Source organism: Streptomyces sp. a15 (assembly GCF_059026085.1).
The window spans coordinates 1-24,379 of record NZ_JBWLKM010000018.1 but is presented as its reverse complement, the minus strand read 5'-3'; the positions used below and the strand labels follow the sequence as shown (position 1 = coordinate 24,379).

Below are 24,379 nucleotides of genomic sequence, written 5' to 3'. Positions count from 1 at the left end.
CGGCCCACCAGGCGAAGATCATGGCAGTTCCTTTCGCCCGGCCGCGTCCGGGCGGCCGGATTCGCGATCAGTGGTCCGCGTACCCACGGCTGCTGCCGTCTGCCACTCTTGTCCCTCGTGCGTGAGGACGCGCCGGCAGTACGCCGAGGACACAGTCGAGGACACAGGAGGACGGGTGGCAGGGCGGGAGATCCCCGACGAGTATCTGGAGGGGTATGCCCAGATGCTGGCCGAGGTGTGTGCGACCGGCCGCCGCCTCACCCGGGACGAACTGGAGGCCCTGAGGACCAGGGGAGAACGTGCCGCCGAGGCCGGCCTCGGGCTGCGGGCCCTGGTCCGTCGGCATCTGTCCGTGACGCGCGAGAGCCGGCCCACCTTGTCGTCGGCCGAAGGCGATCGCCTGCTCGCCGCCGTGGAGCAGGCGATCGACGCCTTCGCCGAAGGGCACGAACGCGCGCAGAAGCTCGCCGTGCGGCAGGAGGAAGCCGTACGCCGCGAGTTCATCGACGACTTGCTCTACGGCCGCAGTGACCTGGGCCGCCTGGCCGAACGAGCCGTACGCTTCGGGCTGCTCCTGTCACGCGCCCATGCGGTGGCCGTCGCTCAGGGCAGCCAGCCGGTCGAGGACATCCACCCGGCCACCCGGCAGGTGGAGAGTGCCGTGATCGGCCGGTTCGGCGAGCGAAGCATCCTGCTCACCACGAAGGACGGGCGGCTGGTCTGTATCGCACCCGGCGACCAGGACGACGTGCTGGTGTTCTTCGCCGAACAGGCGCACGCGGCCACCGACGGTGGTCAGGTCGCCATTGGGCGCCCCCACCCGGGCGCCGGGGGAGTCGTCCACTCCTACGAAGAGGCCCTCAACGCCCTGGACCTGGCCGACCGGCTGCACCTCGACGAGCCGGTGCTGCGCGCCGCGGACCTCCTTGTCTACCCCGTTCTGACCCGCGACCGGCAGGCCATGGCCGACCTCGTCGTCAACACCCTCGGCCCGCTCCGGACCGCGCGCGGCGGAGCCCGCCCGCTAGTCGAGACGCTGACCGCCTACTTCGACTCGGGCTGCGTCGCCGCGGAGGCGGCACGCCGCCTGAACCTGAGCGTGCGCGCCTTCACCTACCGGCTGGAGCGCATCCACAAACTGACCGGCGCCGATCCGGCCGACCCGGTTCACCGCTACACGCTTCAGACCGCGGTGATCGGCGCCAGACTGCTGGGCTGGCCGGACAACGACGTGTGAGGACCGACGACCGGACAGCCGGTGAGACACACGCAGCGGGCCGTGATCGTCACCGAGCGCGAAGCAGCGCAGCCACACGTAGCCGAGGGCGATGGTCGACGCAAAGGAGACCACCCCGTACGAGGAGCCGCGCCCCCAAGAGCCCTCGTACGGGGTGCCGCCGCCACGGCGAGTGGCCTACTGGACGAGCTCCCAGTCCTGCGAGCCGTCCGTGGCCGCGGTCTGCAGGGTGAGTGCCGCCCCGTCGGACGCACCGGTCAAGTACAGGCTGGTGTTCTTGACCGCCTGCAGTTTGTAGAAGCCGTCGCTCGTCCTGATCAGGTTCCAGCTGCCGGTGGCGCTGTTGTCGACCCACTGGCCGATCCGCTGGCCGGCCGTCGCGTTCCCCGTCCAGATGGCCGCGGCGCGGCCGCCCGACTTGTTCAGCAGGGTCGTGCCGCCGTTCGGCTCGGTCACCACGTGCCAGTACTGGGTGGCCGGGTTCGCCGCCGCGCCGGGCTCTTCCAGGACGACATCGGGCACGTCCGCGTTGCCGATGTTCGCGTCGGTGGTGTTGTTCCCGGTGCCGATGACCTGGTCGGTCTTTCGGTTGACCAACTGGTGGTAGGCGCCGTCCGAGTGGCCGAGGTCGACCTCGGCGTAGGCGAGCGTCGAGGTGCCCTGGTTGTTGAGGATCGCGATGCGGCCGGTGCCTTCGACGTACTGCAGGTTGCGGCTGTATCCGGCCGGTGAGGTCGTCTGGTACTCCTTCCACGTGCCGTCGCTGCGCCCGCTCTCGTTGACCCAGACGTTGCCGCTGCCGGCCGCGTTGTAGACCAGGCGCCCGCCGGGAAGCCGGACGATGACCGGACTGCCGCCCCCCGAGAGGGGACGGGAGCCGGTGGCGACCGGCAGAGAGCCGACGTCCGTTCCGGTGGCGGAGCCCCGGTAGAACTCCAACGGGCTGTCGGCGAGCACGTACCTGGTGTTGGCTCCGCCGGCCCAGTACTCGAAGGGGAGCATCCACTTGCCGTCCGTCGTGCGCACGACGTTCGTCATGCCCGGCCGGCCGCCGCCGATCTCCGTCTTGCCGCCTCCCATGTTCTGGGTCAGTCCGGCGATGTCGAGGACGGGGGAGCTCCACTGGGTGCTGCGGCCGTCCCAGGTCCTGTGGGCGAGGATCTGGCCGTGCGAGTCAGGCGCGGTGTCGTTCGCCGGGTCCAGGGTGGGCACACCGGTGGCGGAGTTGAAGCCGATGTAGTCGTTCTCATCGGAGTAGTAGCAGACGAGCTTGCCCTTGTAGACCATCAGGTACGGCTCCCACAGGGGATCCACCTGCTTGTTCGTGTTGGCGTTCGCGATGTTCTGGCCGACCGCGCCCGCACTGCCGCCCTGCCAGCCGCCCGTCGCGACGATGTTGAGGACGTTCCACGTCGCACCTTGGTCGGTGCTGGAGTACAGGGCGATCGCCAGGTCCTTGCGGTCCCCGTCGTTGGACGGCGTCCAGTTCGGGTCGGCCGCCTTGTGCTCCTTGTAGTAGTAGTCGTCGCCCGACACGACGCTCGCGAGGAGCAGCGTGCCCTGCTTCAGATTCCCCACGTCCTGCGGAAGCGTGTACAAGTACGGGTTCGTCCAGTTGCTCGTGTACTTCGCGAACTTGGGGTCGCTCGAGAGGTACGCCGGCGCCTTGACCTCGGACAGCGGCTGCCACGAGGTTCCGTGGTCGTCGCTCTTGTACACGGGGAGCGTCTGTCTGTCGGCGCTGCCGGTCGCCGTCACGACCGTGGACTTCTCGAACGACGCGACCAGACGTCCGCTCGGCAGCTGCGCCGACTTCGGGTAGACCGCGCAGTTGCCGCGCCCCTTCAGACACGGTTCGCTTCCGAGCTGGTAGAGGATCCCGCCCGTCGGGTTGTACGCCTGCGCACTGGAGGCGGGTATCGCCAGCATCGCTGATGCGGCGACGAACGTTCCCAGTGCTTTCGCTGCTCTTCTCGCGTGCATTGCCCCTCCTCGGGGATTGGCCACGGTGATACCTGTCGGGGTCGGATCAGGAGACGAACACGCGTACGTCCCAAGCGCCGAGGTCCAGCGCCGTGCCAGCGGGGAGGGACGCGTCGTTCAAGGCGTCGGAGAGGTCCACCGGGACCGGGACGCTCGTGGGCTCCCAGCTCCAGTTGTGGACGACGTGGACGCGGCGGCCGTCGGGCGAGGTGCCGGTCGTCGCGGTGACGGAGGCCGGGAGGTCCCGCCACGTGCTGCGGGAGGCCGGTGCCATCCAGGCGGCCAGTGCCCGGGCGAGGTCGCGGCCGGGGACGGTGCCGACGCAGGTGACGCGGCCCTCGCCGTGACGGCGGGTGGTGACCGCGGGCCAGCGGCCGAAGTGCGGGTGGTCGTACGTGACGAGGACGTCGGCGTCGGTGACGGTGAGGCCGTCCGCCCAGCGGGTCGCCGTCGCCCCCTCGGGCAGGTCGAGCGGCCCGCCGGACTCCGACCGCACGGGGACCTCCCGTACGAGGTTGCTGAACTCGTCGTAGTGGACGCCCGCGGCCTCCACCAGCCGTCCGGGAGCCGGTTCCTGGCGGGCGCGGGCCTCGTGGTCGGCGTAGCCGGTGCGGGGGCCGAGGACCAGGTGGCCGCCCGCTTCCGCGTAGGCCGCGAGCCAGTCGAGTGTCGAGTCGGCGGCGATGTACAACGCCGGGACGACGAGGACGGGGTGGCGGCCGACGGCCTCCTCGGGTGTCAGTCCCTCCCGCTCCCCGCGCGGGTCGTGCAGCTGGCGGGCGTGCACGATGCGCACCTGGCGGCCGGCGTCGAAGGCGCCGCGGTAGAGGGGGTCGAAGATGCGGTGGTAGGCCTCCGGGTCCGGCTCGCCGTCGGGTGTCGCGAGCGGCGGGTACTTCTGCATGAGCCACTTGCTCGGCGTCGAGTACACCATCGTGATGTCCGCGTCCGGTTCGAGCCCGGCGACGAGCGGACCGGCCGCCTCGAACTCGGCGCCGAGACGGGCGAGTTCGGCGTACGTGCGGCCCGGCCGGCCGGTGTGGGGCAGGATGCCGCCCCAGTAGGTCTCCGCGCCGAAGTGCAGCGTGTGCCAGTGCCAGTACTCGATCATGCGGGCCCCGCGCGCGACCAGCGCCCAGGCCGCCTGCCGCCACTGGCCGTCGTAGGCGGGCCGGTTCTCCCAGGGGAAGCCGATCGAGCCGGCGTTGGTCTCGGTGACCAGGAACGGCTCCTGGCGCGAGGAGAACATCCAGTCGGCGGTCTGGTACAGCGACCACACCCCGGTCGTCTTCCAGGTCTGCCGGTGGTCGTCGGGCGTGGGGTCGGGGAGCAGGAGGCCGTCCTGCATGTCGTAGTACGGGTTGCCGGAGGCGATGTCGAGGCGGTCGGTCAGCTCGTCGTCCTCCACCCCGGGGCGCTTGTAGGAGATGCAGGTGGTGACGAACTGCTCGGGGCCCGCGTACTCGCGGACGATGTCGGCCTGCCAGCCGATGAACTCGGTGACCTGGCGGGCCTGGAACTCCCGCCAGGCGACGTCGTACTGCGGCTGGGCGTTGCCGTCCGGTGTCCACAGGTCGGCCCAGGTGGAGAGGCGGTGGGACCAGTAGACCAGGCCCCACTCGCGGTTGAGGGTCTCGACGTCGCCGTACTTGTCGCGCAGGTGGTCGGTGAAGCGCTGGAAGACGCCGTGATTGTGGAACAGTTCCAGGCCCGGTTCGTTGTCGACCTGGAAGCCGATGACCGCCGGGTGGTCGACGTAACGGGCGACGATCTTGCGGATGACCCGCTCGGCGTGGAACCGGAACGCGGGGTGGGTGAAGTCGACTTCCTGGCGGGCGCCCCAGCCGATGCGCTCGCCGGTGCGCCGCTCGCCCGTGATCTCCGGGTACTGGCGGGCCAGCCACGGCGGGACGGCGTACGTCGGGGTGCCGAGGACGACGGAGATACCGCGCTCGTGGGCGCCGTCGAGGACGGGCCGGAGCCAGTCGAGGTCGAACCGTCCGTTCTCCGGTTCCCAGGTCGACCACACCGACTCGCCGACCCGGATGACGGTGACATGCGCGTCGGCCATCAGGTCCAGGTCGGTCTTGAGGCGCTCGGCGGGGCGGTCGGTGCCGTAGGGCGGCTGGTACTCGTGGTAGTACGCGGCGCCGAAGAGGACGCGGGCAGGCAGAGCCGCCATGAAGGAAACCTCCGGGGGAAAAGGGGAGTGACAACGGGGCTGCGTGCCCTACTGCTTGACGCCGCCCGCTGCCAGGCCGCTCTGCCAGTACCGCTGGAGCAGCAGGAAGGCCGCGACGAGGGGAAGGATCGAGATCAGGGAGCCGGTCACGACCAGCGCGAGCATGTCGCTGCTGGCGCCGGCCCCGCCGTTCTGGGCCTGGGCGGCCCAGGAGGAGAGCCCGACCGTGATGGGGTACAGGTCCGGGTCGTTGAGCATGATCAGCGGCAGGAAGTAGTTGTTCCAGGTCGCCACGAGCGTGAACAGCAGGACCGTCACCAGGCCCGGCGCGAGCAGGCGCAGGGCGATGGTGAAGAAGATCCGGGCTTCCCCGGCGCCGTCGATGCGGGCGGCCTCCAGGATGCTGTCGGGGACGGCGTCCTGGGCGTAGACGCGCATGAGGTAGAGGCCGAACGGATTGACCAGGGAGGGCAGGATGATCGCCCAGGGGGTGTTGACCAGGCCCGCCTCGGCGAAGAGCAGATAGGTCGGGATCGCCAGGGCGGTGGTCGGGACCATGACGGCACCGAGGACCAGGTTGAAGGCGGCCCGGTCGCCGCGGAAGCGGAACTTGGCGAAGCCGTATCCGGCCGCGGCCGCGAGCAGGGCGGCACCGAGGGCGCTCACGACGGCGTACAGCAGCGTGTTGAGCAGCCACTGCACGAAGACCCCGTCGTCCTGGGTGAAGGTCGCCTTGACGTTGGCCAGCAGTTGCGGTGCGTCCGAGAACCACAGGCCGAAGCTGTTGAAGAGGTCCTGGGTGCTCTTGGTCGAGGCGATCAGCAGCCAGAACAGCGGCAGGAGGAAGTAGGCCAGGACGGCCAGCATGGCGATCGTCAGGGGGGTACTGCGACGCCGGGAGGACGGCCTGCTCCTGACGCGGGGCGTTTTGGCGGGTGAGCGGTCCGTGGTGATCGGGGCCGCGGGGGCGGTCGTCGTCACGGGGTCCTCCTGCGGTTCGCGGTGAGCAGGACGGCGTAGGAGGCGATCACGATGACGAGGCCGAGAAGGAAGGACACCGTGGCCGCGTAGTTGACCTGCTGGCCGGTGAAGGCGAGTGAGTAGGCGTAGAGGTTGGCGGTGTAGGAGCTGCTGATGACGTCCGGGGCGATCTTCATCAGCAGGTTCGGTTCGTTGAACAGCTGGAAGCTGCCGATGATGGAGAACAGCAGGGTGAGCATGAGCGCGGGCCGCAGCGCGGGCAGCTTGACGGACCAGGCGGTCCGCCAGGCGCCGGCCCCGTCCATCGCGGCCGCCTCGTACAGCTCCTGGGGGATGGTGCGCAGGGCGGCGTACAGAATGATCATGTTGTAGCCGACGAACTCCCAGGTCACGATGTTCGCCAGACTGCCGAGCATCCAGCCCTCGCTGAGGAAGTCGGGGACCGGCAGGTCGAGGTTCCGGCTCAGCTGGGCGAACGGGCCGAAGTCCGGACCGTACAGATAGCCCCACATGAGCGCGGCGACCACGCTCGGCACGGCGTACGGCACGAAGATGCCCAGCCGGATCACCCGGGCGAGCCGCAGCAGCCCGCTGTCGAGCGCGAGGGCGAACAGCAGCGCCAGCAGCAGCATCACCGGGACCTGGATCACGAAGAACAGCGCGACGCGTCCGACGCCGTTGATGAGCAGCGGGTCCTGGACGGCCTTGACGTAGTTGTCCAGCCCGACGAACGCCGTCCCGCCGATGAGGCGTTCCTGGAACAGGCTGAGGTAGGCGGCGTAGCCGAGCGGGGCCAGGAAGAGCAGGAGGAAGAGCACCATGAACGGTGCGACGAACAGCGGTCCTGCCGCACGGCGCTTCCCCTTGGCGGAGGTCGCGGTGGTGACGGCCATCTCAGCCCCCCTTGACGGTGAAGCCCTGGTCCTTGGCGTACGTGGTCAGACGCGACTGCCAGGTGCCGAGCGCGCGGACGGGGTCGGTCTTGTCGGCGAGGGACTTGCCGACCGTCTCGGTCCAGTCCGTCGCCGCCTGGTCGAGGAACGGCGGCCACTGGAAGGAGGCGTTGACGGTGGAACTGATGTCGGCGAACAGCTGGTTGACCTTCTGGCCGCCGTAGAACGAGGACGCCTCGCCGACGAACTCGGCGTCCGTGAGCAGGGACTTGGTCGCCGGGAAGAAGAACTGCTCGGTGGCGAACATCCGCGCGCTGGCCGGGTCGGTGTTGAGGAACTGAGCGAACATCGCCGCCGCGATCGGGTTCTTGGTCGAGCGGATGACCGCGGTGGTCGAGCCGCCCCAGTTGCCCGAGCTGGGCTTGGCCGTGTCCCACTGGGGCAGCGGGGCCGCCCGCCACTTGCCCGCGGTGTCCTTGGCGGAGCCGGAGAGGAAGACGGGGCCCCAGGCGGCGGTGATCCAGGTGGCGTACTTGCCCTTGTTGAGCGCGGCGTACCAGGCGTCGGTGAAGTCCGGCTCGACGCCGATGACCCCTTCCTTCGCGAGCCCGCCCCAGTACTCGCCGAGCTTCCTGGAGACCGCGTCGTCGACGCTGATGGTGATGTCGCTCTTGCCGGAGGTGACGTACGGCTTGGCGCCCGCCTGCCACTGCAGGCCGTGCCAGGCGGCGGGCTGGTTGGCCGCGAGGTTGGTGAGAAACACGTCAGGGTCGGCCTTGTGAAGCTTGCGCGCCGCCGCGGCGAACTCGTCCCAGGTTCCCGGGACTTCGATGCCGTGCTTGTCGAAGATGTCCTTGCGGTACAGCATGCCCATCGGTCCGGTGTCCTGGGGGATCGCCCAGACCTCGCCGTCGCTGCCGCTGACCTGGCCCCATGTCCAGTCGACGAACTGCTCCTTGAGCGCGGAGGCACCGTAAGGACGCAGGTCCAGCAGGCTGTTGGTGATCGTGAAGGTCGGGATGGCCTGGTACTCGATCTGCACCATGTCCGGAGCGCCGCTGCCGGCCTTCAGGGCCGTACGCAGCTTGGTGTACTGCGGGGTGCCCTGGCCGGCGTTGACGACCTTGACCTTGATGGCCGGGTACTTCTTCTCGAAGAGCGCGACCTCCTTGGCGATGTTCGGGACCCAGGTCCAGAACGTCAGCTCGGTCGGCGTCTTCATCGCCTTGTCGATGTCGGCCTGGCCGACCGGGTCGGCGGCGGCGGAGGAGTCGTCGGAACCGCCGCCACCGCAGGCGGACAGCGCGGCACTCAGCGACAGCGCTCCCGTCGCGGTGAGGAAGAGCCGACGGTTCATGGAGGAGGAGCCGGCGAAGGATCCGGATATGGGCATGGTGAACTCCCGCCGATGGCGAAGGGGTCGGCACGCCGGACGAGGGCGTGCCGAAGAGGGATGACGAAGGGGAGACAACGCGCGGACCTGACGACTGGGCGTCGAGGCCGACGGGTTGGGGAGCCCGGCTGCGCGGGCTGCGACCGAGGTGCGGCACACAGGTGCGTGAAGCGGAGGGCCGCAGAGAGCTGCGGCATGCGGCCCGACGGCCGCCTGGCGAAGGGGAACGCGCGCGTAGTCCCTGGTGCGGGGTCGTCCGCAGCGGCGGGGACGCGGTCGGGAGGAACAGGGCTGAGCGATGGCCGGTTCGGCGGCTCGCCCCGGGATCACAGGCCTGGTCCGAGCTCCCTGGCCCGGACTGGTCGGCCCTGCTCAGTGGTGGGTGGACGAACCTCCGTTCGCGGGCGGGGGATCGTGCGGCCCGCCACGGGGTCGGGAGGCGGTATGTCGTCGACGTCCCGGGGGCCGCCGGGGCGGCGGGGGCTGGGTCGAGGCACGGACGACGAGGTGGACCGGTGGGTCGCTCGCCGGCAGCGCCTCTGCCTGCGGGTTCTCGATGGCATGCACGAGTCGCTTGAGCCCCTCCTGCGCCGCGGTGTCGAACTGCTGCCGCACCGTGGTCAGCGGAGGAGTCACATAGGCGGCGACCGGGATGTCGTCGAAGCCGACCACGCTGACGTCCTCCGGAACCCTCCGGCCGGCTTCCGCCAGGGCGCGGATCAGGCCGATGGCCATGTCGTCGTTGGCGGCGAACACCGCCGTCACCTCGGGGTCGGCGGCCAGTTCCCGGCCCGCCGCGTAGCCGGAGGCGGCCGACCAGTCGCCCTCGATCACCGGCGGTTGGTCCCTGCCGTGGGCGGCCAGTGCCGCCCGCCATCCCTCGAGACGGTCCTTGGCGGCGTACCACCGCTGGGGACCGGCGAGATGATGAACGGTCGGGTGTCCCAGGTCCAGCAGATGCTCGACGGCCGCCCGTGCCATCAGGTCGGCGCCGCCTGCCCCGTACAGCACGGTGGAGGCCGTGAAGGGCGGGGGCGCGCCGAGAACCAGAACCGGGACGTTGACGGGGACCGAGAGGTCTCCTTCGGTGCCTTCCTCCTCGATCGGCTCGGAGATGACGATGCCGTCCACGCCCTGGTCGAGGAGCGAGTCGACGGCGCCGGCGAGGCCCGCCGGGTCGCCTTCCATGGTGTTGACCACGCGGAGCGCGTAGCCCGTGTCCCTGACCACCCGTTCGACGCCCATGAGCAGCGAGGCGGGGCCGTACAGGGCCGTGCCCAGCGTGACCACGCCGATCGAGCGGGTCCGTCCGGAAGCCAGCGCGCGGGCGGCGTTGTTGCGGCGGTAGCCGAGCTGTTCGGCGGCTTCGAGGACCCGGCGGCGCACCTCGGCGGAGACGTACGGCTCGTCGTTGAAGACCCGCGACACCGTCTTCTGCGAGACCCCGGCCAGCCGGGCCACGTCCACGCTGCGCGGCGCCGCGGGGCTTTGGTCCCGCCCTGTCCCTCGCGTCATCACGCCTCCAGACGGCCGCACGATCGAGCCCAATGATGTCAGACGCCGTATGTCTGACTGCGCTGTCATGTCTACGCAGTCAGACGACGGCCGTCAAGAGTTCGGAACACATCCGTAACCGAGTCCGCCGGCGTGCGGGGCCTCGACGAGGCGGCCCCGCTGGTTGCGCCGGCGTGACGACCTGCTCGCCGCTCGACTCGCAAATCGGCGGTGTCCGCACCACCCGGGAGATGCTCGACTTCTGCGCCGAGTACGGTGTGGGCGCCGAAGCGGAGGTCATCCCCGCCGAGAGGATCAACGAGGCGTACGAGCGCGTCCTCGTCTCCGACGTGCGCCACCGCTTCGCCATCGACACCTTCACCCTCAAGGACGCCTCATGACCACCATGGCCATCATCGGAGCGGGACCGGGCCTCGGCGCCGCGGTCGCCCGTCGGTTCGGCCGCGAGGGCCACGACATCGCGCTGATCGCCCGTGACCAGGGGCGGTTGGACACCCTGGCCGCCGACCTCCTGCGCGACGGCGTCACGGCGCGCGGCGTCGCCGCCGACGTACGTGACCCGAATGCCCTTCAGGCCGCCCTGGACGCGGCGCACGCCACCCTGGGCCCGATCGAGATCCTCCAGTACAGCCCGGTCCCGCACCGGGACTTCATGCGGCCCGTGCTGGAGACCACCCCGGCGGACCTCGTCGGTCCCCTCGCGTTCTCCGTCCACGGCCCGGTCGCCGCCGTACGGCAGGTGCTGCCGGACCTGCGGGCGCTCGGCCGCGGCACCGTCCTGTTCGTCAACGGCGGCACCGCCGTCGTCCCGCACCCCGACCGTGCGGGCACCTCGATCGCTTTCGCCGCCGAGAGTGCCTACGGCCGGTTGCTGCACGACACGCTCGCCCCCGAGGGCATCCACGTCGCACAGCTGATCATCCCCGGCGCGATCGTCCCCGGCCACCACCGCAAGGACCCGGCCGTACTGGCGGACACCTTGTGGGGCATCCACCGCGACAGGCAGGGGTTCCGGCACTTCGCCGACGACCTCGACTCCTGACCGAGCCGGGAGACCGGGCGGTGGCCGTCACCCGTCCGGGGCGCCCTCGGTCTCCCAGCGCAGCAGGTCTCCCGGCTGGCACTCGAGTACCTCGCAGAGCGCGGCGAGTGTCGTGAAGCGCACCGCCTTGGCGCGGCCGTTCTTGAGTACGGCGAGGTTGGCGGGGGTGATTCCGACGCGGTCCGCGAGCTCGCCCACGGACATCTTGCGCTTGGCCAGCATCACGTCGATGTCGACGGTGATCGGCATCAGATCACCTCGGACAGCTCGGCCTGCATCTGCGTCGCCTCGACGTCGCGCGCGACGGCCTGGGCGAGCAGCATCCGCAGGACGAGCACGATGAGGGCGACCCCCAGGATCGCCAGGGCGACGCCGCCCAGCAGGAGCACAACGCCCGGGGCCACGGCCTCGCCCGGCGCCAGGACCACTCCGAGCGCGAAGACCAGGAGCGCGGCCGCCACCATCGCGCCGATCACGATGTGCACGTACCGGAAGGCGGCGTGGGAGAACACCGTCCCGCGTCGCACCATCGTCACCAGCCGCCACACGCAGACCAGGACGACCTGGACCGTCACGATCCCCAGGACCGTGATCACGAGGAACGGGGTCCGCAGGTACGCGTAGTCCGCGTTGAGCCCGTCCAGGTCCTCGGCCAGCAGCGGCACCATCACTGTCTGGACGAACAACGAACCGGCGAGCAGCGCCACGAGCACGGCTCGCAGCGCCAGCACGGGCAGCTTTCCCATCGTCTCTCCTTCGATCGAGGTGCGATGGGAATCTATCGATATTCGATAGGCGTGGCAAGGGGGCCGGTCAGTACTCCAACTCCGGGCGGAGCGGGCCGCCGACCGCGTGGAGGTGCCGCAGCACCTGGGCGTAGGACTCGAGGAGCCCGGTCTCGTGGTAGGCGATGCCGTGCCGGGCGCAGAACGTGCGCACGATGTCCTGGGCATGGCGCAGGCTGGGCCGCGGCATGGACGGGAACAGGTGGTGCTCGACCTGGTAGTTCAGCCCGCCGAGCGCGAAGTCGGTGAACCGGCTGCCACGGATGTTGCGTGAGGTCAGTACCTGCCGACGCAGGAAGTCGATCTTGTCGTCCTTGGCGAAGATGGGCATGCCCTTGTGGTTGGGGGCGAAGGAGCACCCCATGTACAGCCCGAACAGTCCCTGGTGCACCAGCAGGAAGCACACGGCCTGGACGGGAGGCAGGACCCAGAACACGGCGGTGAGATAGCCGACGAGATGCGCCGTCAGCAGGCTCGCCTGGGCCACCTTGGTCATCCGGGAGGCGCGGGCGCTGGTGCCGTCGAACAGCGCCTTCACACCGGCGACGTGCAGGGCGAGCCCTTCCAGGAGCAGCATCGGGAAGAACAGCCAGGCCTGGTGACGGGCCAGCCAGGCATACGCTCCCCTGCGGACGCGGGCGTGGTCCTCGGTGAAGGCGATCGCGCCGTCGGCGATGTCCGGGTCGCGGTCGACGTGGTTGGGGTGGGAGTGGTGCCGGTTGTGCTTGGCGATCCACCAGCCGTAGCTGAGGCCGATCAGCAGGTCGGCGTGCACGCGGCCGAGCAGGTTGTTGACCCGCTTGGAGGCGGCGATCTGCTGGTGCCCGGCGTCATGCCCGATGAACCCGGTCTGGGTGAACATCACCGCGAGGAAGGCGGCGGTCAGCAGCTGCCACCAGGACTCCCCGATCAGGGCGAACGCGGTCCACCCGGCGGCCAGCAGGAGCAGATTCCCCCCGACCTTCACGGAGTAGTAGCCCGGGCGCCGTTTCAGCAGCCCGCTCTGCCGCACCTCGCGGGACAGCACGGCGTAGTCGCTGCCCCGGCTGCCGGGCGCGGGTTCCGGGGTCCCGGTGGGATCCGCCGGTTCGATGCCCCGGTTGATGATTTCAGTGGTCACAGTTTTCCTTTCGGGGAGAATGCGGGCCGGTGTCGACGGCGCGGGGACAGGGCGCCGGATGCGGGTGGCCCGTAGGGAGGCAGCGCGAGGCAGGCCCGCGGCGCGGGCCTGCCTCGGAATGTGTCCTCAGAGCGCGCGGACCTGGTCCGCGCGCAGGCCCCTGGGCCCCTGGGTTCCCTGGGTGCCTCGAGTCATGCGATGTCTCCTTCGAGATGGCGAGAGGTCGCAGAACGCGCGCTCGCGCGATTGCGGGCTGCTGGTCGCCAGCCGTCGAAGAAAACCCCCGAAACGACGAAACGCCCGCTGTCAGAACTCCGCGGGCGCTTCCACGTTCGCAAACTTCAACTACAACCACTGCTCTCAACGTCCGGGGCGCCGGCAAGGTTCCCGGTGCGGCGGGGCGGGGTCCGGCGACGCCCTGACGGTCGGCTTCGGGGGCCGGACGGGAGTACGGTTGAGGCACCGAGCGCACTTCGTATGCCGTCATCCGTCACGGCGTCGCCCTCGGGATGATGAGGAACCGCATGAGCCTTTTGAGCCTCGGAGTACTCGCCTCTTCCCGCAAGGAAAACGAGTTCCGGCTGCCGTTGCACCCCGCCCACCTCGACCGGATCGACCCGGACGTACGCGAGAAAATCTTCCTCGAGCAGGGCTACGGCGACCGGTTCGGCGTCGCCGACGACGCGCTGCGGCCGCTGGTGGCGGGTCTGCGTTCGCGTGAGCAACTCCTCGCCGAGTGCGACGTACTGCTGCTGCCCAAGCCCATGCACGAGGACGCCGCCGCACTGCGCGAGGGCCAGGTGCTGTGGGGATGGCCGCACTGCGTGCAGGACGAGAGGATGACCCAGATCGGCATCGACCGACGGCTCACCCTCATCGCCTGGGAGGCCATGAACCACTGGACCTCCACGGGCGCCTTCAGCGTCCATGTGTTCCACAAGAACAACGAGCTCGCCGGCTACTGCTCGGTGCTGCACGCCCTGCAGCTCGGCGGACTGACCGGCAGCTACGGGCGGCGCCTGCGCGCGGCGGTCATCAGCTTCGGCGCCACGGCCCGCGGAGCGGTCACGGGCCTGGGCGCCATGGGCGTCTCCGACGTCACGGTGCTCACCCAGCGCGCCGCGGCGGCGGTGGCCTCGCCGATGCCGTCGGTCGTGATGGGCCACTTCGAGGAGCAGGAGGACGATCCGTCGCGCCTGCGGGCAGTCACCGCGGCCGGTTCCGTGCCGATGGCGGAGTATCTGGCCGGGTTCGACATCATCGTCAACTGTGTCCTGCAGGACACCGACGCGCCGCTGATGTTCGTCACCGAAAAGGAACTCGCCCTGTTCCGGCCGGGGACCTTCTTCGTAGACGTCTCCTGCGACGAGGGCATGGGCTTCGAATGGGCCGAGCCGAGCACCTTCGGCGAGCCGATGTCCACGGTCGGGCCGGGCTGTCACTACTACGCGGTGGATCACAGCCCGTCCCACCTGTGGAACTCGGCCACCTGGGAAATCAGCGAGGCGCTCCTTCCCTACCTGCGCAAGGTCATGAGCGGCCCCGCGGCGTGGGAGGCCGACGCCACGGTGAGCAAGGCCATCGAGATCCGCGACGGCGTCGTACGGAACCCGAAGATCCTGTCCTTCCAGCACCGGGCCGCCGCCTACCCCCACGTCCCCGAGGCCCTCGCCCTGGCAGGGCACTCCGCCGCACAGCCGGCCTGACGCACCCGCGACCGGTCGATGTCAGCTCCCCTGCCGGAGAGTCACCGGCCGGTCGTCGCGCAGTTCCGCGAAGAGTTTCCGGGCCCGGCGGTCGTCCCACTTCACGGCGCTGCCCTTGGAGGTGGCGAGAGCGGGGTCGGAGACGGGCACGTTGAGCTGCCTGCCGCCGCCCGCCGTGACGCCCTGCATCGCCCGGAACAGCGACATGAGATCCGGTAGGTCCGTGTCCTTGTCCACCACGAGCGTGTCGAGGCCCGCGCCGAGCGTGGGGAAGGACTTGGCCGGGTTCAGGAGCGTCTTCGGCGTGACGGCCTTCTTGGCGAGCGCGGTCAGGAACTTCTGCTGGTTGCGGGTGCGGCCCAGGTCGCCCTGGGCTTCCTGTTTGCGCTGCCGGACGAACGCCAGCGCCTCGGCGCCGTCGAGGGTCTGGCAGCCCTTCGGCAGATCCGCGCCCGACTTCTCGTCCCTCACGGCCCGGTCCAGACACAGGTCCACACCGCCGACCGCGTCCACCACACCGACGAAGCCCGCGAAGCCGATCTCCGCGTAGTGGTCGATGCGCAGCCCGGTGTTGCGCTCCACGGCCCGTACCAGGAGGTCGGGGCCGCCGAGGGAGAACGCGGCGTTCAGCTTGTCCGGCTCGGCGCGATAACTCCTGCCGGTCTCGGGGCGGACGTACGGCGGGACGGTCACCCACGAGTCGCGCGGCAGGCTCAGCATCGTGCTGCCGTTCGCGCCGGTGTGCAGCAGGATCATCGAGTCGGTGCGGCGGCCCTCGGCCGAGCCGGTGCGCAGATCCTTCCGCGCCTGCTCGGACAGCCCGGCGCGGCTGTCCGAGCCCACGATCAGGTAGTTGGTTCCCCTCCCGTCCGCCGGGCGGTCCGGGAGCGCGCCGAGGTCGACCTCCTGGTCGAGCTTGGTGTCGGCCCACACGTACGTACCGACGGACGAAGCGAGCAGCGCGCCGACCACGAGGACCGTCAGCCGCACGATCTTGCGGCGCCGGGTGGGGCGCGGCCTGGGGCGGCGGCGGCCGCCCGCGTCGCCGGGGGGCCTGCGTCCGTGGCCCGTGCGGCCCGGAGTGGCGGGGGAGGGCATGCCCGGCAGCGGTGCCGTACGGGTCGTGGGCAGGGCCCCGTTCCCGCGCGCCGCCCGGCCCGTGGCGACGCGCGGCGGCTCGGCCACCCCACCGCTTCGGTCGTAGCGGCCCACCGGGCGGTCGGTCCCGTCACTCATCAGCCTGCTCAGTCCCTCACCACATCGGGATCATCTCGTCGGCAGGCTCTTATACGGGGCGGGGCCACCGATCTGTTCAGCGGCCGTACCGGAACGCTTCATGCGCTGCCAGGTCAGCCGGCTGCCCAGCAGGGCGGCGACCACGGACTGGATGACGACGAGATACATCAGCTGCCGGTAGACGAAGAGCTGGAAGGGCATCGACCACAGGGCCCGCTTCCGCTCCCCGTCGAGCTTCAACGCGTAACCGGCACAGACCAGTTGGACGCCCAGGAAGGCGAACCACACCGCGGCCGCGCTCAGTGGATCGAGGAACAGCACGCCGTACAGGGCGAACACGTCGATGATCGGCGCGAGCAGCGGAAGGACCACTTGGAAGAGCGCGAGATACGTGAGTCCGCGCCGGCCGAAGCGCCCGGCCACGCCCACCTCCACCACGGCACGGCGGTGCTTCCACATGGCTTGGATGGTGCCGTAGCACCAGCGGTAGCGCTGGCGCCACAACTGGCGCAGCGAGGTGGGCACTTCGGTCCAGGCCACGGCGGATTCCTCGTAGAGCACCCGCCATCCCGCCCGCCACAGCGCCATCGTGAGGTCGGTGTCCTCGGCGAGGGTGTCGTCGCTGACCCCGCCGACGCCCACCAGCGCGTTCCGGCGGAAGGCGCCGATGGCACCGGGGACGGTGGTCATGCACTCCAGCACCTCGAACATGCGGCGGTCGAGATTGAAGCCGAAGCAGTACTCGAGATGCTGCCACTTGGCCAGCAGGCCCCGCCGGTTGCCGACCTTGGTGTTGCCGCTGACCGCGCCGACGGCCGGGTGTGCCAGCGGCTGGACGAGATGGCGGATGGCGTCCGGTTCGAAGACGGTGTCGGCGTCCACCATGACCACGATGTCGTGACTCGCGTGGGCCAGGCCGGTGTTGAGGGCGGCCGCCTTGCCCCCGTTGGGCTTGCGGATCACCAGCACGCGCGAATCGCCGATCCCCTCGGCGAGCTCCGCGGTACGGTCCGTCGAGCCGTCGTCGACCACGATGATCTGCAGCTCGGGGTAGTCGGAGGCCAGCAGGGAGAGGACGGTGGACTCGATCCCGGCCTCCTCGTTGTAGGCGGGCACGAGCACCGTCACCGGTTCCGTCACCTCCCGCAGCCAGGGCGCGCCGGGCCGGGAGCGCTCCAGACGCCGGACGTGGGCACGAGCGAAGACGGCGAGCAGCAGCAGGCGCAGTACCCCGAGAGCGCCCGCGATGCCCAGCGTCCAGGTCATGGCGTTCGAGAACGCCCGCCCGACGGCGGTGGCCCGGACCAGGGCGGTGCCACCCCACCTTTCGAGGGCGGACACCGGAGCGTACGGGGTGAGCCGGAGACCCGCAGAGACGGTGGTGAAGCGGTCGACGCCGCGGTTCTCGAGCAGCTTCTTCGCCTCCCGGTAGGCGGTCGCCGTCTGGCTGAGCTGCCGGACCAGGCCCTGCGCCGGCTTCCGGGACGCCTTGTCGGCGGCGACGAGCACATAGCCCTCGGCGGTGGCGCGCTGTGCCGCCTGCCACTCGCGGCCGCACAGGGTGTCCGGCGAGGTGGTGCGCGGCATCCGCAGCAGATTGGTGCGCAGACCCGCGGTCCCCGCCAACGCGCTCTGGGCCAGGTCGAGTTCGGCCGAGAAACGGACGGGGGACGCCTCGCCCAGGGCGCCACCGGTGTAGGTGTTCGAGCCGATCTCGTGCCCCTCGTCGCGGATGCGCCGTACCAGGTCCGGATGGCGGGCCGCCTGGGAGCCGAAGAGGAAGAAGGTGGCGCGCGCCTGGTGCCGGCGCAGCAGGTCGAGCAGGCGCGGGGTCCACACGGGGTCGGGGCCGCCATCGAAGGTGAGCGCGACGGTGCGGGCGGGCATCGAGCCGGTCTGTATGCCGTTGCGGTTGATGCCCACCACCGGGCCGCCGCCCGCCACCGCGTCGGGTGCGGGCGAGGTGCAGGCGGACCGGGTCGTCGCCGCGTCGACCTCGTGGTTGGTCCAGCCCTCGAAGAGCAGGGCCGCGAACATCGCGGGGAGGACGAGGATCAGTAACAGCCAGTGTCCGCGCGGGTCGCGGGACTGCTTGTGCCGAGCCTTCACGGGACCTCGTCCCCCCTTTCGGCCGACGCGCCGAGCAGGTCACAAGTGGCATGCTCGCCAGGCGAGTTGAGGCGCGCGCGGTCGCCCCGACGGGCCGCGTTCCGGGCCCTTCTTCTCCAGTCGTGCGCGTCGGGGCGCGCGGTGCGAGGGGCCGTCTTCTTCCACTGCCTGACGGGACTGGAGGTACGCATGGGGCGCGAGTCTAGCCACAGCTCTTCGGTTGCATGGCCATAACACCGAGCCTCACAGGAACGCGGCCCCGGGTCACTTGTAGGCGATGCCCGATGCGCTGTAGCGGCAGTACGTGCCGTCCGGACCGCTGCCGATCTTGTCCGGCTCCGCGCCGCTGGTGTTGCCCTGGAAGCGCTCGCAGACGGTGATGTCCCTGCCGCTGTCACCGACGATCGTCACACCGGAGAGGGTGGCGGTGTCCCCGTAGTTGGCGTTGACGCCGGCCAGTACCTTCCCCGGCCCGGTCACCCTGACGTTGTCGATGACGACGTGGCGCTCGTACTGCGTATCGCAGTTGCCGCACGAGCGGTACAGCTTGCCGAACTCGGCGACCTGGAAGTTCCTGATCGTCAGAGTTCCGGCACCGTTGTGCTGGAAGACCTTGTCGTCCGCCTTCCGAGCGCCGCCGCCGACCACGACGTACCTGGCCGAGGCGGACGTGCCCTTGAAGGTGGCCGCGTCCTCGCCGACGTCCTGCCACCACACGTTCTGCAGGGTGCAACTGCCCAGACAGTGCACGCCGTCGGCGGCCGGCGCGCCGAGGACGACGTTCTTCAGGACGGCTCCGTCGGCGAGCTCGAAGACCGGGTCCTGGTCCTCGTCCTGGCCGTCGCCGCCCAGCGCGCCCGAGCCGTAGTAGCGCCGCAGGCCGCCGTCGTAGCTGCCGGAGACCTGGATGGTGGCGGTCACCGGCCTGCCCCCGGTGCTGGTGGGCCAGGAGCCGAGGGCGGAGACGGGGGACGGGGACGTGGCGGCGGAAGGGGATGTGGACTTGCTCGGTGAAGCCGAGGCCGACACCGACGGCGACGCGGACGGGGAAGGAGACGGGGACGGGGACGATGCCGAGCGTGAGGACGAGGGCGACGCCGAAGCGGTCGGCGAGGACCAGCCCTTGACCGCCTTCAGCGTCCAGCTCTTGCTGCTCGCCTCGTCGCAGGAGTCCTGCCGCGCCCGACGGGCCTTGATGGCCAGGCACTTGCCGCTCTCGGCGTTGACCAGGTGGTACGCGCTCCCCGCCTGCTTCGGCTCCCACACCTGCGAGGCGGTGTCGTCGCAGGTCTGCTGCTGTACCGCCCGGCCCGCCGACTTCGACGCGTTCTCGACCCCGGCGCACAGTCCGCTGTGCGCGGCCTTGACGGTGAACCCGCCGTCGGAAGAGGCCAGTTGCCAGGTCCGGTCGGCGGCGCTGTCACAGGGCGCCTCGTTCAGCTGGACGTCGCTCGCCGTGGTGGCGGACGGTACGGCCAGGCACTGGTCGTCGGCGGCGTTCACCAGCCGGTAGGTGCCCGCCTCCGGCCCGGAGTCCGATGACCTCATCAGGATGCCGCCGGTGATCGCGCCGCCGACCAAAGCGGTGGCCACCACGCTGATCACTACCGTGCGGCGGTTCGTTCTCCTGCGCCGTGACCGGCGGTGCAGGGCTGCTCTTGGACTCACGTGGTGACCTTCGTTCGGCAGTTCGTGGAGCGCGTCACCTCCCAGTCGCCACCGTTTCCGGAAAGGTTGCCGTGATTCTGGAAGACCCGCGTTCCGGCGACGTCAGGTACGCCGCCACGAGATCCGTCGCCGTACCGAACTCGGCCAGGTCGCCTCCGCTGCAGAACACCGGTCCGGCACCGGCCAGTTCGACCTCGTCGATCGTGTCGTCGAGAGCGGCGATCTCCAGCGCCTCGAACAGTTCCTCCCGCATCCGGAAGCTGACCGCGTTGCGCCGCTCCGGACGGTCCAGCAGCACCGACAGCCTGCCGCCGTCCCGCCGCACGCGCACCAGGGGGAGATCCGTTTCCGCCGGACGGGCCGCCCCCCCCGCCCGGCGAGCCAGGCCGCGAACTCGGTCCCGCCGAGCAGCATCGAGTACGCCGCGGCCTCGGCCGCCAGGCCCTGCAGCGTGCCGAGCGACGGCGTCTGACGCAGCAACTGCCCCAGGACGATGCTCGCGCGGGGGTGACGCTCGACGATGTCGGCCAGCTCCTCGAACGCTTTCCGCGGATCCTCCACGGACACCAGCTGCCGGGCGTCGGCGGCGGCGTCGGCTTCGACGTCCGGTGCGGCCAACGTCAGGGTCAGGGCGTCCAACAGCGGACGCAGCCGGTCCGGCGGCCGCCGTGTCGCCATGCCCACGGTCGGCGACAAGGAGTCGGCCACCCGGGCTGCGGCGGCCGCGACACTGCTCGGTTCGGCGCGGTGCCAGTCGTCGAGAACCAGGTATCGCACGGGATTCCCCGGCCGCCCGTCCGGACGGAGCATCAGCCCCTCGTCGATGTCCACGGCACCATCCCTACCCCGCGAGCGCTCTACGGCGCACCCTGACGGGCGAACGTGCCGGTACTGCCGAAACCGGCCGCGCTGCCGAGGAAAGACGCTGGTCAGCGCTGCCCCGCCGAGGTTCAGGACGGGGCGCCGGCTTCCGGAGCGGTTGCGGCGGGTCGGGCGGCTTTCCACGGCGGGCGCAGGAACAGCGTTGTGGAAAGGAACGTTCATGCGACCCCTGGTATCCCGCGGTCTCCTCCTGCCGCCCCTGCTGTGCTCGGCTCTGCTGCTCGTACCGGCCGGCACCGCCGCTGCCGCGAGCGACATCCATGGAGAGGCCGCGGACCGGACCGCCGTGGCATGGTCAGCACCCGCGGCGGACGCGGTCGTGGAACGGCTCGACGCGCTGGAGAGGGCGGACCACGCCGACGTGATCGCCCCGCTCGTCAAGGCGGTGGACTCCATCGCCGCGACGGACGACGCTCGTCTCGACCCGGCAGCGGCGGCCGCGTACGAGGACACCGTACGGACCGCGCACACCGCCGTTCAGCAGCGGTTGGCCTCCGCTGCCCCGCAGGCCGCGGCCGCGGCCGCCGACCCGGTCTCGGACCTGCTGGGCTCGATCGATGCGGCCGTCGACGAACTGGTGAAGGCGCTCACCTCGCTCGATCTGAGCGCTGTACTGGGTTCGATGACCGAGCTGCTGGCCCCGGTGAACGAACTGGTCACGGAGATCCTCAGCGAAGTGCCTGAGGTGACGGCGGTGCCGGCCGTGCCTGCCATGCCCACCTTGCCAGCGCTGGACCTCACCGCGGTGGTCCTCCCGGCGGCGGCACCGCAGGCGGGCTGAGCGGCGGGCACGGCCAGAAGTCACAGTGCCTGCAGCGACTTGACGGTCCTGTCCGGGCAGGCGAGGTGCGCCGCCCGGACGGACTGGGCCGGCAACTGCCCACCGAAACAGGCCGTGGTAGCCCAGGCGTTGGCTGCGCCCCTCGAAGCCCTAGCTGAGCGTGAACCCCTTGGCGCAGAAGTCCCAGATCTCATCGGAGGTCAGCGGGTGGGTGCCGTCCTGGCCGCTGGACTGCGCGTTGAACATGACGGTCCGCATGGTCAACGCGGCCGCGCGCCGGGCTTCGAAGCCGGAGCGCAGCAGATTGGCGTCCTCGAGCTCCGTCATCAAGTCGGTGAACAGGGCGAGGAGCGGGGCGTTCGCGACCCTCATCTCGGCCGGGTGCGAGACGAGCAGGCGCAGGGCGAAGTCGGTGAACAGCGGGCGCTGGGCGCCCGAAGGCGCCTGGGGAGACCCGGTCGCGCCAGCGCCGCAACGCCTGTCCGAGTTCCGTCGCCGTCATGCCCCCAGTGAACACTGTCGGCCGCGTACATGCCTGGTACTGGGAGTCCCAGGAAGAAGGGTCTCCTGGCTGTCCGCGGCGTCGCGCCGGAACCTGGACGCATGACAACAACCCTGATCACCGGAGCGAACAAGGGGCTGGGCTTCGAGACCGCCCGCCGGCTCATCGCCGCAGGTCACACCGTCTACATCGGCGCCCGGGACGCCGAACGCGGACGCCGCGCCGCCGAACAGCTCGGCGCCCGCTTCGTCCAGCTCGACGTCACCGACGACGCCTCCGTCCAGGCCGCCGTGAAGACCGTCGAGGCCGACGGCGGACTCGACGTACTGGTCAACAACGCCGGCATCGAGGCGAGGCGCGAGGACAACAGCGTGCCCGGCGCCGCGGACGTCACCGCCGACGACATGCGGACGGCGTTCGAGACGAACGTCTTCGGCGTGGTCCGCGTCACCCACGCCTTCCTGCCCCTGTTGCGGCGCTCGGCCGCGCCGGTCGTGGTCAACGTCAGCAGCGGCCTGGCCTCGCTGACAGCCCTCTCCGACCCGAGCCATCCGGCGTCCTTCTACCCGGGCGTCGCCTACCCGGCGTCCAAGGCCACGGTCAACATGATCACCGTGCAGTACGCGAAGGCGTTCCCGGCCATGCGGATCAACGCCGTGGAGCCGGGCTTCACCGCGACGGACCTCAACGGGAAGACCGGCACGCAGACCGTCGAGGAGGGCGCCGAGATCATCGTCCGCATGGCGCAGGTGGGCCCCGACGGCCCGACCGGCGGCTACTTCGACGCCGAGGGACCCCTTCCCTGGTGAGGTCACAGGTGCACGAGCGGGGGCGCCGAGCCCTCGGTCCGCAGGCGTGCCCCGGCCTCGCGCGTCAACTCCCGTGAACTGCCCAGCAGACGTCCAGCACGAGGGCGCGCCGGACAGGCCGGTGCAAGGGATACTCGGCGGTGAAGCCGATGCCGCCGAGCACCTGCTACGTAGGTGTCGCTGTAGTAGCCGATGCGGACGTCGTGTGTGGCGTGGTCCACGAAGCAGAGCGGCTGGGTGCCGGTCGCGGTGTCGCCCTCCGTCAGCTCGATGGCGGGCGTCCCGGTGAGGAACAGCCCCTTCGGTGCCGCCGCGACCAGCGGCGGGAAGTCGGCGAGGGGGTAGGTTCCGGGTCTCGGCCGCCCCGGATCGGGTAGCCGTACGGGACGTGCAAGCAGCGCCCCGAACCCGAAGGAGGCATGCGATGACCGCCCCCTGCCAGGTCAGGCACCGGTGGATGACACTGGACGGCGTCCGCGTCTTCTACCGCGAGGCAGGCCCCGAACACGCCCCCGCGGTCCTGCTTCCCCACGGCTATCCCTGCTCTTCCTTCCAGTACCGGCATTTCATGCCTGCGCTCGGCGACCGCCTGCGCCTGGTCGCGCCGGACTTCCCCGGCTTCGGCCACAGTGACACCCCCGACCCGTCCCGATTCCCGTACTCCTTCGACGGGTACGCCGACTTCCTGCTCCGCTTCGCCGACGCGCTCGGCCTGCCGTCGTACACCCTCTACCTGCACGACTACGGCTCACAGATCGGGCTGCGTCTCGCAATCCGCGCACCGCAGCGGGTCACCGGGCTCATCATCCAGAACGGCGACATCTACGAGGACGAACTCGGCCCCAAGTACGACTACCTGCGCACCTACTGGGCCGACCCGACGCCACAGGCACGGGCGAAGCTCGCGGAGGCCGTCAGCGAGGACGGCTTCCGCGAGGAGTTCCTCAATGACGTACCCGAGCGGCTCGCCGAACGCATCAGCCCCGACCTGTGGCAGCTGGCCTGGACACAGCTCGGCCGGCCGGAACGACGCGCGATCATGGTCCGGCTCATGGAGGGACTGCGGGAGAACCTCGACTGGTTCCCCCGCTACCAGGCCTACCTGCGCGAGCACCGGCCGCCGACGCTCATCGCCTGGGGCCCGCAGGACGGCTACATGCCCGAAGGCTCCGCACGCGCTTACCTCCGGGACCTGCCCGACGCCGAACTGCATCTCCTCGACGGCGGCCACTGGGCACTGGAGACCAACCTGGAGGAGATCGTCGGGCTCTCCCGCGACTTCCTCAGCCGGGTCACACCTTCCGGGTGATCCCCCCGCCCTCCCGGACGATCGCCCCCGTGGTGAAGCTGGACGCGGCGCTGGCGAAGTGCAGGGTCAGCGGCGCCACGTCGTCCGGTCGACGCCCGCAGCTCCTCGGCGCCGCCCACGTGCTGGGGCTGCCCAGGTCGTACTGACCCGGACAGCCCGGTCCCGACGGGATCAGCCCTTGCGGGTGTTGATCTCCTCGGTGAGCTGGGGGACGACGTCGAAGAGGTCGCCGACGATGCCGTAGTC

Annotated in this window: 21 protein-coding genes and 2 pseudogenes; 8 read left to right on the top strand and 15 right to left on the bottom strand. The window is 70.5% G+C overall.

Features of this window, described 5'->3' with window-relative positions; translation table 11 throughout:
* Positions 1-223 precede the first annotated feature (223 nt).
* Positions 224-1,237 (top strand): PucR family transcriptional regulator, encoded by a 1,014-nt coding sequence (locus tag AC5P09_RS20160; protein WP_493875329.1) that lies wholly within the window; start codon positions 224-226, stop codon positions 1,235-1,237.
* Between the two features lie 177 nt (positions 1,238-1,414).
* Here AC5P09_RS20160 and AC5P09_RS20155 read toward each other — a convergent pair whose 3' ends face one another.
* The 6 genes from AC5P09_RS20155 to AC5P09_RS20130 all read right to left on the bottom strand — a co-directional run bounded on the left by AC5P09_RS20155 (position 1,415) and on the right by AC5P09_RS20130 (position 10,184).
* On the bottom strand, positions 1,415-3,220 hold the full coding sequence (locus AC5P09_RS20155; protein WP_493875215.1) for an RICIN domain-containing protein: 1,806 nt from the start codon (positions 3,218-3,220) through the stop codon (positions 1,415-1,417).
* Positions 3,221-3,266: 46 nt separating this feature from the next.
* On the bottom strand, positions 3,267-5,402 hold the full coding sequence (locus tag AC5P09_RS20150) for a beta-galactosidase (protein ID WP_493875214.1): 2,136 nt from the start codon (positions 5,400-5,402) through the stop codon (positions 3,267-3,269).
* A gap of 48 nt (positions 5,403-5,450) precedes the next feature.
* Positions 5,451-6,383 carry a carbohydrate ABC transporter permease gene (locus AC5P09_RS20145; protein ID WP_493875213.1) on the bottom strand — a complete coding sequence of 311 codons (933 nt, stop codon included), beginning with the start codon at positions 6,381-6,383 and terminating at the stop codon, positions 5,451-5,453.
* Entirely contained in the window at positions 6,380-7,276 is an 897-nt protein-coding gene (locus AC5P09_RS20140) for a carbohydrate ABC transporter permease (protein WP_493875212.1), read from the bottom strand. Before AC5P09_RS20140 ends, AC5P09_RS20145 begins: the two co-directional genes overlap by 4 nt.
* Position 7,277: 1 nt before the next feature.
* Positions 7,278-8,669 (bottom strand): ABC transporter substrate-binding protein, encoded by a 1,392-nt coding sequence (locus AC5P09_RS20135; RefSeq protein WP_493875211.1) that lies wholly within the window; start codon positions 8,667-8,669, stop codon positions 7,278-7,280.
* Between the two features lie 372 nt (positions 8,670-9,041).
* Positions 9,042-10,184 carry a LacI family DNA-binding transcriptional regulator gene (locus AC5P09_RS20130; protein WP_493875210.1) on the bottom strand — a complete coding sequence of 381 codons (1,143 nt, stop codon included), beginning with the start codon at positions 10,182-10,184 and terminating at the stop codon, positions 9,042-9,044.
* 197 nt (positions 10,185-10,381) lie between these two features.
* Between AC5P09_RS20130 and AC5P09_RS20125 the strand changes: the two are divergent.
* Positions 10,382-10,564, top strand: a pseudogene (locus tag AC5P09_RS20125) (alcohol dehydrogenase); the annotation flags it as partial.
* Complete coding sequence (locus AC5P09_RS20120) at positions 10,561-11,226, top strand: SDR family NAD(P)-dependent oxidoreductase (RefSeq protein WP_493875209.1); 666 nt, start codon at positions 10,561-10,563, stop codon at positions 11,224-11,226. The pseudogene AC5P09_RS20125 and the gene AC5P09_RS20120, both read left to right, overlap by 4 nt.
* A 27-nt stretch (positions 11,227-11,253) precedes the next feature.
* Here the strand turns inward: AC5P09_RS20120 and AC5P09_RS20115 are convergent, their stop codons facing one another.
* From AC5P09_RS20115 to AC5P09_RS20105, 3 genes are all read right to left on the bottom strand, one after another.
* Positions 11,254-11,475 carry a helix-turn-helix domain-containing protein gene (locus tag AC5P09_RS20115; protein ID WP_493875208.1) on the bottom strand — a complete coding sequence of 74 codons (222 nt, stop codon included), beginning with the start codon at positions 11,473-11,475 and terminating at the stop codon, positions 11,254-11,256.
* Entirely contained in the window at positions 11,475-11,972 is a 498-nt protein-coding gene (locus AC5P09_RS20110) for a DUF2975 domain-containing protein (protein WP_493875207.1), read from the bottom strand. The genes AC5P09_RS20115 and AC5P09_RS20110 overlap by 1 nt, the downstream gene beginning before the upstream one ends.
* A 67-nt stretch (positions 11,973-12,039) precedes the next feature.
* Positions 12,040-13,131 carry a fatty acid desaturase family protein gene (locus tag AC5P09_RS20105; RefSeq protein WP_493875206.1) on the bottom strand — a complete coding sequence of 364 codons (1,092 nt, stop codon included), beginning with the start codon at positions 13,129-13,131 and terminating at the stop codon, positions 12,040-12,042.
* 524 nt (positions 13,132-13,655) lie between these two features.
* On the opposite strand from AC5P09_RS20105, the gene AC5P09_RS20100 reads away from it, so the two are divergent.
* On the top strand, positions 13,656-14,837 hold the full coding sequence (locus tag AC5P09_RS20100) for a N(5)-(carboxyethyl)ornithine synthase (RefSeq protein ID WP_493875205.1): 1,182 nt from the start codon (positions 13,656-13,658) through the stop codon (positions 14,835-14,837).
* A 21-nt stretch (positions 14,838-14,858) separates the two neighbouring features.
* Here the strand turns inward: AC5P09_RS20100 and AC5P09_RS20095 are convergent, their stop codons facing one another.
* The 5 genes and pseudogenes from AC5P09_RS20095 to AC5P09_RS20075 all read right to left on the bottom strand — a co-directional run bounded on the left by AC5P09_RS20095 (position 14,859) and on the right by AC5P09_RS20075 (position 20,181).
* Complete coding sequence (locus AC5P09_RS20095) at positions 14,859-16,073, bottom strand: LCP family protein (protein ID WP_493875204.1); 1,215 nt, start codon at positions 16,071-16,073, stop codon at positions 14,859-14,861.
* A gap of 30 nt (positions 16,074-16,103) precedes the next feature.
* Complete coding sequence (locus tag AC5P09_RS20090; protein ID WP_493875203.1) at positions 16,104-18,182, bottom strand: bifunctional polysaccharide deacetylase/glycosyltransferase family 2 protein; 2,079 nt, start codon at positions 18,180-18,182, stop codon at positions 16,104-16,106.
* Between the two features lie 264 nt (positions 18,183-18,446).
* Positions 18,447-19,211 (bottom strand): pectate lyase, encoded by a 765-nt coding sequence (locus AC5P09_RS20085; protein WP_493875328.1) that lies wholly within the window; start codon positions 19,209-19,211, stop codon positions 18,447-18,449.
* Between the two features lie 144 nt (positions 19,212-19,355).
* Positions 19,356-19,730, bottom strand: a pseudogene (locus AC5P09_RS20080) (RICIN domain-containing protein); the annotation flags it as partial.
* Positions 19,731-19,884: 154 nt separating this feature from the next.
* A complete protein-coding gene (locus AC5P09_RS20075; protein ID WP_493875202.1) occupies positions 19,885-20,181 on the bottom strand; it encodes an enoyl-CoA hydratase/isomerase family protein in 297 nt (98 codons plus the stop codon).
* 711 nt (positions 20,182-20,892) lie between these two features.
* Here AC5P09_RS20075 and AC5P09_RS20070 point away from each other — a divergent pair.
* Positions 20,893-21,513, top strand: a complete 621-nt coding sequence (locus AC5P09_RS20070) for a hypothetical protein (RefSeq protein ID WP_493875201.1) — start codon at positions 20,893-20,895, stop codon at positions 21,511-21,513.
* 150 nt (positions 21,514-21,663) lie between these two features.
* Here the strand turns inward: AC5P09_RS20070 and AC5P09_RS20065 are convergent, their stop codons facing one another.
* Positions 21,664-21,885: a hypothetical protein gene (locus AC5P09_RS20065; protein ID WP_493875200.1), complete on the bottom strand. Its 222-nt coding sequence runs from the start codon at positions 21,883-21,885 to the stop codon at positions 21,664-21,666.
* Positions 21,886-22,116: 231 nt separating this feature from the next.
* Here AC5P09_RS20065 and AC5P09_RS20060 point away from each other — a divergent pair, with 231 nt between their 5' ends.
* From AC5P09_RS20060 to AC5P09_RS20050, 3 genes are all read left to right on the top strand, one after another.
* A complete protein-coding gene (locus tag AC5P09_RS20060) occupies positions 22,117-22,824 on the top strand; it encodes an SDR family oxidoreductase (protein WP_493875199.1) in 708 nt (235 codons plus the stop codon).
* A gap of 424 nt (positions 22,825-23,248) precedes the next feature.
* A complete protein-coding gene (locus AC5P09_RS20055) occupies positions 23,249-24,133 on the top strand; it encodes an alpha/beta fold hydrolase (protein WP_493875198.1) in 885 nt (294 codons plus the stop codon).
* Positions 24,130-24,279 (top strand): hypothetical protein, encoded by a 150-nt coding sequence (locus tag AC5P09_RS20050; RefSeq protein WP_493875197.1) that lies wholly within the window; start codon positions 24,130-24,132, stop codon positions 24,277-24,279. Before AC5P09_RS20055 ends, AC5P09_RS20050 begins: the two co-directional genes overlap by 4 nt.
* Positions 24,280-24,379: the final 100 nt, after the last annotated feature.